11 protein-coding genes and 1 pseudogene are annotated in these 11,492 nt (G+C 59.5%); 6 read left to right on the forward strand and 6 right to left on the reverse strand.

Going from position 1 to position 11,492, the window contains the following annotated elements; genetic code table 11:
* Position 1: 1 nt before the first annotated feature.
* Both C1H66_RS06665 and C1H66_RS06675 read right to left on the reverse strand, forming a co-directional pair.
* Complete coding sequence (locus tag C1H66_RS06665) at positions 2-589, reverse strand: GNAT family N-acetyltransferase (RefSeq protein WP_170064110.1); 588 nt, start codon at positions 587-589, stop codon at positions 2-4.
* A 471-nt stretch (positions 590-1,060) separates the two neighbouring features.
* Entirely contained in the window at positions 1,061-1,411 is a 351-nt protein-coding gene (locus C1H66_RS06675; protein WP_110286051.1) for a hypothetical protein, read from the reverse strand.
* Between the two features lie 148 nt (positions 1,412-1,559).
* On the opposite strand from C1H66_RS06675, the gene C1H66_RS06680 reads away from it, so the two are divergent.
* The 6 genes from C1H66_RS06680 (at position 1,560) to C1H66_RS22565 (ending at position 8,786) form a co-directional block, all read left to right on the forward strand.
* Positions 1,560-2,264 (forward strand): LuxR family transcriptional regulator, encoded by a 705-nt coding sequence (locus C1H66_RS06680; RefSeq protein WP_102627123.1) that lies wholly within the window; start codon positions 1,560-1,562, stop codon positions 2,262-2,264.
* Between the two features lie 78 nt (positions 2,265-2,342).
* Positions 2,343-2,990 carry an acyl-homoserine-lactone synthase gene (locus C1H66_RS06685; RefSeq protein ID WP_102627124.1) on the forward strand — a complete coding sequence of 216 codons (648 nt, stop codon included), beginning with the start codon at positions 2,343-2,345 and terminating at the stop codon, positions 2,988-2,990.
* 179 nt (positions 2,991-3,169) lie between these two features.
* Complete coding sequence (locus C1H66_RS06690) at positions 3,170-5,152, forward strand: flavin monoamine oxidase family protein (RefSeq protein WP_102627125.1); 1,983 nt, start codon at positions 3,170-3,172, stop codon at positions 5,150-5,152.
* 11 nt (positions 5,153-5,163) lie between these two features.
* Entirely contained in the window at positions 5,164-6,951 is a 1,788-nt protein-coding gene (locus tag C1H66_RS06695) for an alpha-keto acid decarboxylase family protein (protein WP_102627126.1), read from the forward strand.
* A gap of 605 nt (positions 6,952-7,556) precedes the next feature.
* Entirely contained in the window at positions 7,557-8,231 is a 675-nt protein-coding gene (locus C1H66_RS22560) for a hypothetical protein (protein ID WP_146010691.1), read from the forward strand.
* A gap of 18 nt (positions 8,232-8,249) precedes the next feature.
* Complete coding sequence (locus C1H66_RS22565) at positions 8,250-8,786, forward strand: DUF6710 family protein (protein WP_146010692.1); 537 nt, start codon at positions 8,250-8,252, stop codon at positions 8,784-8,786.
* A 3-nt stretch (positions 8,787-8,789) separates the two neighbouring features.
* On the opposite strand, the gene C1H66_RS06705 is transcribed toward C1H66_RS22565, so the two are convergent.
* From C1H66_RS06705 to C1H66_RS06720, 4 genes and pseudogenes are all read right to left on the reverse strand, one after another.
* A complete protein-coding gene (locus tag C1H66_RS06705; RefSeq protein WP_102627128.1) occupies positions 8,790-9,197 on the reverse strand; it encodes an SOS response-associated peptidase family protein in 408 nt (135 codons plus the stop codon).
* A 31-nt stretch (positions 9,198-9,228) separates the two neighbouring features.
* Positions 9,229-9,684 (reverse strand): annotated as a pseudogene (locus tag C1H66_RS06710) (transposase); the annotation flags it as partial.
* A 111-nt stretch (positions 9,685-9,795) separates the two neighbouring features.
* Positions 9,796-10,425, reverse strand: a complete 630-nt coding sequence (locus C1H66_RS06715) for a Vgb family protein (protein WP_102627129.1) — start codon at positions 10,423-10,425, stop codon at positions 9,796-9,798.
* Between the two features lie 35 nt (positions 10,426-10,460).
* Positions 10,461-11,492 (reverse strand): helix-turn-helix domain-containing protein (locus C1H66_RS06720; protein ID WP_102627130.1); only part of this gene is annotated, 1,032 nt, incomplete at its 5' end.

The raw sequence follows: 11,492 nt of genomic DNA on the forward strand, positions 1-11,492 counted from the left end.
GCTACCACCGCTTGATCATGTGCGTCAGCTCGCGATCGCGCAGCCAACTCGCGCGCAGCGGCAGCCTGCGCCGCCGGCTCACCTGGAACCCCAGCGAGGCATAGAAGGCCTCGGCCCGGGGGTTGTTGCCCCACACCTCCAAGTCCGCCTGCTGAACCTCATGCCGGGCCAGCAGCGCCAGCCAGCGCTCCAGCAACTGCCTGCCGAGGCCCAGGGAGCGAAACCGCTCGTCGATGATGATGCGATAGAGATAGGCTTCGTACCGTCGGAAACGCCGCTGTACCAGGCGGTAGAGCGCCCAGCGCCAGGCCGCCTTGCTCGCCCCGAACTCGGCGCGCAGGTCGGCAAAGGAGAGACGATGCGGCCCCTCGCCGCGCAGGTAGAACTGCAGGTAGCCGGCCACCTCGCCGTCCACCTCGATGAACAGGACCCGCTGCCAGTTGACCCCCGCCGCCAGCAAACTCCGCCGCTGATGGGCCCTGCCCAGCAGCGGCCGCAGGAACGATGGCGAGCTCGATGCCAACCGACGTTCTTCGGGCCTCGCCGCCTCGGCTCCCGCCACCTGATAGGTCACCACTCCCTGGCTCACGCCATACCCCTCATGCCTCACTCCGTCGGCCCATAGACTAACGCTTATCAAGGACCATCAGAAGTGGGCCGCCAGTTGTCACGGTGCTCCAGGTCGACGACTTGCTCGCGGGGCCGACGGGGCCCGGAGCCGCCGTCGGCCGCATAGCCTCACCTGGGGCGGCGCACGGCCCTCACCGTTCCGCTGTTCCCGCCGCCGCAGAAGAAGCGCTCGCCGCCATCGGACTCGAGCCCCGACACGCCCACGCCGGGCGGCATCTTCCTCTAAATGGACCATGTCTTCCTGAACTCTGAAAGGGAGCCCCCGGCCGCTGACCGGGGGCACGTTTGGGCAGGGGGTGAACTCGCTTAATCGACCATGGCCTGCCAAAGGTGTAGCCGGGCGTGCCGAGCAGTAACTCGCAGGGCGAGAGCGGCGCCTCGATGCCGTCTCCTAGGTGATCGGAGGCCATCAGCCGCACCGTGTAGAGGCTCAATAGGCGTTCTCCGTCCAGCTCGCCACCATAAAGCCAGCGCTTTCCTGCTCGGCCGTTGGCAGCGATTCGGCCCAGGCACTGGGAAAGAGGAGCAAGCCAAGCGCCAGAAGCGCTGGCAGTAACCTTGCTTTAGCGTGCATCACTTTCTCCTTTGTGTGATCAAGGGCCTTGTGGCCCTCATCACGAGTCATGATAATTCTTGAAAACTGCTTGACCGAAAGGTTTGAAAACATCCAGCATTCGTGCAGCAAAACGTCCAGCATGTCAGGAAAAAGGTAGTGGATAATCCCACTGAGTGCGATGCCGTCAAGGAAACGACCGAGGCTCGGGTCGCAGATGATCCTCACGGCTTCCGAGCCGGTAGAGTGGTGGTCCGCCGACCATCTCAACAGTCGTCTGCTAGAATGACATCGACGACTGAGTGCCCGAAAGGAACGTTGCGAGCAGGCTAAACCATTTTCATAAGGTGTGACCAAACAGGATGGGAGGTCTACGATGCGCCTTGAGAACCCGCCATCATTCAAGGCTCTTGATGAGGCTCGCAGTTTCTTGAAGTCGTTGACCTCACGCGATGAGGTGACAAACTTTGCTTATCTCGGCGTCTCATTGCCTGGAGAAGGCGCCAACAAACCCTTGGACGTGACAACATACTCTTCGGAGTGGGCGAGATACTATTTCAACAAGCGGTATCATCGCATTGACCCTGCAATTATCCAGGGATTGTCGGGCATTTTGCCATTCGACTGGAATTCGCAGCCATACACCGCAAGGAAGCTTAAAGAGTTTTTCAGCGTAGCCAGAGAGTTTGGCGTGAGCCGTCAGGGGGTGTCATTTCCAATTCGAGGTGCCCATGGCGAAAGGGCCATGTTCTCCGTCAACAGTAGTCTGCCAAGTAAGGACTGGGAGTGCTTCAAAGCGACCCATCTAGGCGACCTGGCACTCTTCGCTTACATGTTCCATCTCAGAATCCTTGAAGTGCGGGGGATAGCCCAGGTTGCCCCAAGTGTGACGCTTTCCGAGCGAGAGAAATCCGTTATCATGTGGGCGGCAGAGGGAAAGACAGCGTGGGAAACGGCCAAAATATTGGGGATCACCGAGAACACCGCGAACTTCTACCTGAGAAACGCAGCAGTCAAATTGTCAGCCACCACCAAGCCTCAGGCCGTCGCCACAGCGATACGAATAGGGATTCTGAATTAGTCAATACTCAATTTCTTGAGTATTGCTATCACTCATAAACCGAAATAACTTTCACCCATCTCCGAAGAGGATGGGCAGATGATAGTATTCGACTATGCTGATAATCTTCGACGCACCCGAAGTGATCTTCTAGACCAGATGTATATTTTGCGAGCTCAATCGTTTTTTGAGCGTCGCGGCTGGTCTGTTGAAGTTAGAGATAACAAAGAGATCGATCGGTTCGATGCTATGAACCCGCTCTATGTACTGTCCGTCGCGCCGAGCGGACAACTCTTGGCATCGCTACGCTTGTTACCTACTACCGGCCCTCATATGCTGTCCGACGTGTTCCCGGAAACCATGACAGGGGCACGAATCATTCGGCATCCCTTGATATTGGAAAGTTCCAGGTTCTGTGTAGACACTGCCGCGGCCAATCACTACATGTCAACCGGGGTGAACACTGTTACCGGCGAACTGCTGGTAGGGCTGTTTGAAATCGCGCTGAAGGCGGCCGTAGTCAATGTGGTTTCGGTTTATGACCTGTTCGTGGAGCGGATCCTGAGACGTGCCGGATGCCGTTTCAATAGGCTTGGGGAACCGTTTGTCTATGATGGCTTGAGGACAGTGGCGGGGGTGTTCGAAGTTTCTCAAGAGGCAATAGATTCAATTAGACAGAGATCCGAAATTCACGGCGACGTCTTCGCGATTGCAGAAGATGGATCTCGTTTTTCTATTCGAGCGTAAAGGAGGTGTCGATAGGGGCTATGGTTTCTTCCACTGGCCTTCTACGCTCTTGCAAGTGGTCTGGATGTAAGTATATGCACGGCATTGGGCAACTTAAAAGGGGTTGAGATAGTTCCTCTTTCGGGCAGTGATGCCGAAGAGTAAAACACAATCGCAACAATCGATTAAGGAGATATACAATGGCTCATTACACCCTGAAGGACCTGCATCACGGCAATCCGCTGCCGAAACACACGGACACCCTGGTGGTCGGTGCCGGCATGGCAGGCTTGTACACGGCATGGCGCATCATCGAGGACAAACCCGACGCGAACGTTACCATTATCGAAAAGTCCGGCCGTACGGGGGGGCGGCTCAATTCGGATGTCGTGAAGATCGGAGAGGATCGGGTGAAGGAAGAGGAAGGTGGCATGCGCTTCACCTTCGATGAGATGGATAATCTGATGAGTCTTCTCATGATGCTGAAAATCGATGATCAGATCGTCCCCTTCCCCATGAACAGTGGTGGCAACAATCGTCTGCTCTTCCGCAACAAGAGCTTTAACAACACCCAGGCGGCCGCGAATAATTTCGCCATCTGGTCCGAGTTGTACAAACTGCAACCGACGGAGAAGGGAAAGAGCCCGAATGCCATTATCAATGGTGTCTTCAACTGCATCTTGGATAACAACCCGCAGTTCACGGAACGTCCGGAAAAGCGGGGCCCCGAATTTTGGCAGAAGTTCCGCCTGGAGTGTCAGTGGAAGGGCATCAAGATGAAGGATTGGACCCTATGGAACCTGTTCAGTGCCATGGGGCATTCCGACGAGTGCATCGACATGCTGTACCGTGCTGCGGGCTTCAACGGCACCTTCCTTTCCAGCATGAACGCAGGCGTCGCCTTCCAGCTGCTGGAAGAGTTTCCCGCCGACCCTGGGTTTCGCACCCTGGAGAACGGCTTCAGCACGCTGCCCAATGCCCTGGTCGATCGGATCTGCAAGGAGCACAAGGAGCGTATCCATCTCAAGACTCAGCTGCTGAGCATCCACGAGGCGGAGCCAGGGAAGCGCAAGGGCTACCGGGTGAAATACCAGACCATGGATGAGCATCATCGGGTCCACTACGGCGAGCTGACGGCCGAGAAGGTCGTCCTGGGCCTTCCGCGCCTGGCCCTGGAAAAGCTGTTTATCGGTTCCAATCTGCTGAACGATTTGAAGCCGGAGGACTCGGAGAAGCTGTGGAACACCCTGCAGACGACCACCAACCAGCCCTTACTCAAGATCAACCTTTACTACGACAAAGCTTGGTGGGGGAATGGCAAGACGAGCAGCCGGGCCAAGGTGGCGTTCGGTCCCAACTTCTCGGATTCTCCTCTGGGGTCGGTCTATCCCTTCTATGCCATCGACGAGGCTAGCCTCGCCGCCTTGGAATATGAGGAGTGGTTGAAAACCAGCGGCACGACACCCTCGCCTGACGTCCAAGAAAAATTGGACAATATCGTGCAGTCCAAGTATGACAGGCCGGCGGCGCTGACCATTTACTGTGATTACTTGAATATCAATTTCTGGGAGACGCTGCAGAACCAGGGAGAACTGTTCGATTCGCCGCTGCAGCGTGAGTGTACGAAGCACGATCCCCAAACACTATTTGCGGCCTCGAAAGCCGTCGTGGAGCGCGCCACCCATTACTTCAAGGCGCTTTTCGATACTCAAGACGTACCCCAGCCCATCTTGACCAGTGCCCGAATCTGGGACGGTACAACTCGATTTAATGTCACCGCCAGCCAGGAGTTCGGCTTTGGCGTGCACCAGTGGGCGGTGGGGGCCGATGACCAGGAGGTCATGGCATACCTGTGCGAGCCTATCGAGAACATCTATGTCTGCGGCGAGGCGTTCTCCGACTACCAGGGTTGGGTGGAAGGCGCACTACGTTCGGCCAATCGGGTGCTGAAAAAGGGCTTTGACCTGGCACCCATCAGCGAGGTGTTCAAGAAGAAACACCTCCGGTTGCCTTCCTCTGCCATCAAGGAGTCATACCAGCAGAGCGTTACGAAAATGATCAGGGAGTATATCGATCCCGACTTCGTTCCAGGTGGTAGTGAAGACAGCGAATATCATGAGCCGGTGCTGGATGCCGAAAGCCTGGTGGGCGCGATCAACCTTAGCTACTTCGATAAACCATAAGGGGGCCGGGGATGGAACGGGATATTACGGTCGCCCAATATCTCAAGCTCAGGCTGGAGCAACTGGGGCTGAAGCAGATGTTCGGGGTGGCGGGTAATTACACTGCCCCCCTGCTCGATACCATACTGGCCGACGAGCGCTCGCCGGTACGCATCTCGAGCAACGCCAACGAGCTCTGCGCTGGTTACGCCGCCGATGCTTACGGCAGGCTGAAGGGGTTCGCAGCCGTCTACGTGACGTACAGCGTGGGCGCCTTCAGCATTCTGAACGCCATTGCCGGCTCCTTCGTCGAACGGGTACCGGTGCTGCTGATCAACGGGGCGCCGACCAACAAGGAAGACAGCATCGAGAAGCACACGGGGCTGCTGTATTCCCATACCACGGGGTACCAGTTCGTCGACATCAACATGTTCCGCCCCATCACGGCTGCGGCGGAGCGCATCACCAATGCCCGACAGGCCACCTACCAGATAGACTCGGTGCTCACCGCCATGTTGACGGAACACCGGCCCGGCTATCTGGAGATTTGCGAAGACGTCTGGCGTGCCCCTTGCCGGGCGCCGGTCGACCACCTCGGCTCCGGACGGGGCGATATCGTCACGGTCAGCGCGGTCGATGACGCCGTGGCGGCCACCCTGCAGAGGCTGGTCGAGGCGAAGCAGGCTATCGTCTGGGCGGGCATCGAATTGCAGCGCTATGGCTTGCAGGACACCTTTGCCCGCCTGATGGACGTCCTGAATCAGACCCTGGCCAGCCCAGAGCACCCCATCCATTTCGTTACCAGTGCCTGGAGCAAGTCCGTGCTGTCGGAGCGGCATCGCTATTTTGAAGGCTGCTATACCCTCACCAAGGAAGAGATCGACACCCTGATCGGCCCGGATGGCATCCTGCTCGGTGTGGGCGCCAATACCATAGGGAAGGATACGGGGAACCAGAACATCCGCGGTGACAGAACGGTGTTGGCCTGCCAGGACAGCCTGTTCATCGGTGCCGGTTTCTACCCGGGGGTAGCCCTGGACTCCTTCATGAAAAAACTGATACAGGCCCTGGAGCACCAGGCCGCGACACGTCATCTGGTGGGCCTGCGTATTCAACAGGCTGCGCCCGTTCAGGCGATGGCCGGTGGCCCGGTGCCGCTGGGGTACGACAGCTTCTTCGGCGCCCTGGGCAAGTGGCTGAGCCCGGAGGACGTCCTGGTCGTCGATGCCGGGTTCCCGCTCATCGCGGCGCAAAGCGTGCGGATCCCCGCTCAGAATGGCTTCGTGGCCCAGGCGGCCTGGCTCTCCATTGGCTACTCCGTGGCCGCTGCCACTGGGGTGAAATGTGCCTGTCCGGACAAGCGCGCCGTGGTGGTGGTGGGGGACGGGGCCTTCCACGAAACCTGCCAGGCAGTGTCGGATCATCATGCCTATGGCCAGAATACCGTGGTGTTCGTACTGGCCAACGGTATCTATGGCATCGAGCAAAAGCTGGTAAACCCGAATCCCTTCCGGAAGGGAGACCACAAGCGGGATTATCCGGACCCATTGTTGAATGACGTCTATCCCTATAATGATCTGCCCGTATGGCAGTACAGCAAATTGGTCGAGGTGGTCGGCGGTACGGGCTACAGGGTCGGCAACCTGAACGAGCTGAACGCCGTCATGGAGGAGATCCGCGCACACCCTGAGAAGAACTATGTCGTCGAGGTTCCCCTGAACAAGGTAGATGTACCGTCTGCCGTGGCGGCGGGTGTCGACTCCTCTGTGGGTGAGGATGAAATAGGGAATCCTGGCTGGCCCCCGACCAGTATTTTTTGACCAGGGCGGGGTACTCGCCCCACCCAGTGTCTGCCCGATATGCGTCAACAGTGGGATGACTGTATCCGGCCGGTTACCACAAACCGGCTGGGATACTGCCTTGAGGCTCATATAGTGGTGGCCTGATCTATCGAAAAAGCTGAATAAGGTTTCCCACCCGTCTTGGTATGAAGTTCCATGGAGTTACACGCCAAACCTCAAGCCCGAGCGCTAAAAGAGATGAATAGGGCTGAGGCTTTGCAATGAAGAGTCGGCCTGCTCAGTGGGGAGTAGCCCCGGCCGGAGCCGGGGCTACAATCCCGTCACCCTCAGCGAGAGGCGCTTCCCGGTGCACTGGGTGTCCTTTATTGGCTGTTGCCCGGACAAGCGGGGGCTCGGCAGGGGCGTAGTGGGCGCTGGGGCATGTTGACCTCGGCGAGGCGGGCGGTGATCTCGTCATCGAAGCGCATCTGCAGGGCCTCGTAGTCGTCAATTACCTACATGAAGCACCGGCAATGTCTTAGAAGTAATTCCAAATGGACTGGGCTACTCTGACGGGGTTGGCTGTGACCCTGTATACCTGCCAACCGAAAATCTCCCTAGTTATAATCACAAGGATGTTATTTATGGGTTACACAAAGACGGTGTGCTGTAACGTTCGCCCTGAGCGTCCGAGGACTCAAGAGTGGGTGGAGTCTGAGAAGCAAAGGTCAAATCTCATCCAGACCCTGCGCGCCTATCTGAATGACGAACCCTGCGTGGTAGGCGCGTCCAAGGACATCGCCAAGGTCAATCCGCATGTCAATCTCCTTGCAAAGGCTTACGTGGCACTAGTCAAGGAAGAGATATCAGGTCATAAGAGCCGGGCTAGCGGAATGCGCTGCATGCGTGCCACGGCCTTGGTCTTCTCTGATATGTGGCGCATACCTGCAAACCTGGATTCGAAGCTCCTGAAAAGCGATGATGTACTAGACATATCTTTAAAAGATGGTCAGTCCGCTACCGATACGAAGCTGTTGCAGAAGCTCATCAAGACCTATGCCAAGGTGAAGATCAAGAAAGGGCCGGCTAGCCAAGTCCTTGAGGCGGCGGAGGTTCTCTCGGAGTCATACGCTAGGGCATTTTCTGAGTTGCAGGCAGCGCTGCAAAATGATGATATATCCGTGGTTTACCACCATGCGTCGTTAATCGCGGACCTTATCGAGCAGATGCATAACCTCTTGAACTATACGAAGCAAAAAACGGATACGGACTTCACCGAATTTAACTTGCCTGAGTCACACCCTCACACTCGGCGATAATACCTTTCTGATGCATGTATGCTCGCTCCCAAAAATGGGGGCGGGCGCTACTCTGGGGTGGTGGAGGATGATGCTTACGACCTTTCCCCTTTGTATGCCTATATTGAGTATGACGGAGAGTCATTTGTTCGCCTGTGTGATAGAAAGGTACTGTCTTCTCCGGAGGATGAGGAAATTGGAATGCTGTTTGAAATCGGAAGGATTATGCTTGAATGCGGGGTGAGTTATGATGGCCTACGCTGTTCTTCTGATGAGATAGGATATAAGAAGAACAGCGGCGATTGGACTTTCTTCTATAAGATAGAAATCAATGGAGTGGATACAGGTCAAAGTCTGACAGAGAGTGGTTTTACAAGAGCCTTGACGAAAGCAGGGATTGAGCGAGGGTCGAATGAGTGGGAAGCTGTGGCTTGTGGAAACAAGCCAATCTACCGAAAGGGCTCTTGTGGGGAAAAACAGGAAATCTTTTTAAAATACTATATTCGCCGTCGTGCCTTAGATAAGTTGGAGGATGTATTTAGCAACCACTCGTGGGTGAATCCTGATGATGATTGACTCTCAGTCGCTCCCCACTTCTGGGTACCACGGCTCCGCATACAACCTCTCAGCTGGGTACTGCCGCATGAACTCCATGCTGGCAGATGCCGGTGTCGCCAGCCAGTCGTGGATCAGGCCATGGGGCAGGATCACCACCATACGTTTCTCGGCCCCGGTCCGGTGGTAGTCGCGCATCAGCGGGTGGTCGTCGGCGTTGATGGTCAGCATCGTATAGCTGTGCACCACCTCGCCGGTGGGACTGGTCCAGCGCTCCCGCAAGCCGGCCAGGCTCATCGGCTCGCCGTCGCGGCGGTTGATCCGAGTGGGGATCGCCCGGCCGTAGCGCCAGTCGGGCTCGTAGATAGCCGTCGCCGGGATGATGCAGGGTTGAGCTTGACGCCAGGCCGCCCGGAAGGTCCGACAGATCACGGCGGCTCCATGTCTTGTGCTCGTCGCTCTACTGGGCCTTCAGCCGCGACACCGTGTTGGCCGAGAGCCCCTAGGCCTAGTCGCCGAGCCGGGCCGACAGCGCCTCCTGGTAGTCGCCGGTGGAGACGCCCTTGAGGTAGCGCCAGGGGATCAGCTCCTCGACGCTACGGACCTGCTTCAGGTAGGGCGGCAGCAGACTGCTGTTGAAGCGAACACCGGCGCCCCTGCGGTCCCGCACCTTGGGCACTTGCACACGGACATCGCCGATGCCGGTCTGCACAGTGCGTTCTGGCAGGTAGCCGTTGCGGACGACGGCCTGCCGTCCATCCTCGAGGTGCTGATCGGCATACTGCGCCAGAAAGGTGGACAGCTCAGCCTCGACGGCCTTGGCGATCAGGTCGCTGGCACCTCGGCGCAGCAGCTCGTGCAGCGGGTCAGCGACATGGGGTTCTGGTTGTGAAAGAGCCTGGAGGATAGAATCGGTCATGGCGTATCCGCTCGCGTTGATTGAGATCTTGGTCGTGATCAATCAACAGGATACGCCACTCTTCCTACCTCCTCCCGTACACCAGAAATCACTATAGCTCGCCGCTTCACCTCACTTGGGCCTCCGCACGGTTCTCACCGTTCCGCTGTTCCCGCCGCCGCAGAAGAAGCGCTCGCCGCCATCGGACTCGAGCCCCGACACGCCCACGCCGGGCGGCATCTCGAGACTCTCCAGGACCTCTCCGGTGTTCGGATCGATGCGCCGCAACTCGCTCGCGTCCTCTTCCCAGGTGCCGTGCCAGAGCTCGCCGTCGACCCAGGTGACCCCGGTGACGAAGCGGTTGGACTCGAGGGTGCGCAGGATTTCTCCTGACCGGGGATCGATCTGCTGGATACGCCGGTCCGGATACTGCCCCACCCACAGCGACCCTTCGGCCCAGGCGAGCCCCGAGTTACCGCCGGGGGGCGCCGGGATGGTGGTGAGCACGGCGCCGGTGTCCGGGTCGATCTTCTGGATACGATCCTCGGCGATCTGGAACAGGTGCTCCCCGTCGAAGGCGGTGCCGGCGTGGGCGGCGACCTCGATCGAGCGCCGCGTCTCGCCGTTCGCCGGGTCGAGGGCGGTCAGCGTGTCGCCGGTGGCAAGCCAGACGTGCCGGCCGTCGTAGGTGACGCCATGCACGTTGTCGATGCCGGGAAAGGGGCCATATTCGCGAAGGATCTGGGCGGCTGAGCGATTCATGGTTACGTCCTGGTGGCTTGGTAGGTGACTCCAGCCTAGCTACCCGGATAGGGACCGGGGAGTAACAAGGTTGTCGTGAATCCCGGCACGGGCGGGGTCATCCAGCGCCGCGCTCGCCCGCGACCCAACGACTGCACCTTGCCCGCCGCCGCCAGCGCGTCGAGGGCCCGCTGCACGGTGCGCTGGCTGGCGCCCAGCGCCAGCGCCAGGGCCGAACTCGACCAGGTCTCGCCGTCGTCGAGCAGGGCGAGCACCGCGGCATGCGGCTCTTCGATCGGCCGCGCCAGCACCACGACCTCGCCGGTGCCGTGCGGCACCAGGGTGAAGCCTCGCGGCGTCGCCCGCACGTCGGCCAGCGTGCCGAGCGCCGTGCGCAGTCGCCCGACTTCGACGCGCAGCCGCGCACGATGGGTTTCATCGGCGAATCGGGTGCGGAAGGCTCGGGCGATGAGCGTGCCCCTCGGCACGTCGCCGGGCCAGGCTTCGCCCAGCAGGCGGACCAGCGCGAACAGCACCGGGCGCCTGGCGAGCGAGACCACGGTGCGGGCGTCACGCACCACATGGCGGCAGGCGTCCACGACGAGGGCCTTCGATGCCAGCAGCGCTTCGACCTCGTCGAGCAACAGGAGCCGCGCTTCGCCATGCGCGATCAGGCGTGCCGCGGGCGTGGCCAGCACGCGGGCGGCGCTTTCGACCTCCGCCGTCAGCGCCGGGATCCCGGCGAGGCGGGCGGCGCGCTCGGCCCGAGCGAGCGCGGCGCGTGCCGCCGCCGTGCGCAGGCGGCGTATCGCGATCCCCGCCACCACCAGCGCGTGGGCCGTGCTCAAGGCGGGCGGAAGGAGCGCATGGTCGAGCTCGGCGAGCGCATGCTCCGCCTCGTCCAGGCGCCCGATCAGCAGCAGGCGCCGGGCCTCGAGGTAGCGCGCATGGGCGGCGTTCACCCGGTCGCCGTGTGCCTCGAGCGTCGCCCGCGCCGTGTCGAGCGCCTCCTCGGGCCAGCCGAGGTCGCGCGAGACGAGCGCGATCTCGGCCTCGGCGACGACGCACCTCGCGCGGGCCACGGCCTC

Origin of the sequence: Halomonas heilongjiangensis, assembly GCF_002879645.1 — a bacterium.
GTDB lineage: Bacteria > Pseudomonadota > Gammaproteobacteria > Pseudomonadales > Halomonadaceae > Halomonas > Halomonas heilongjiangensis.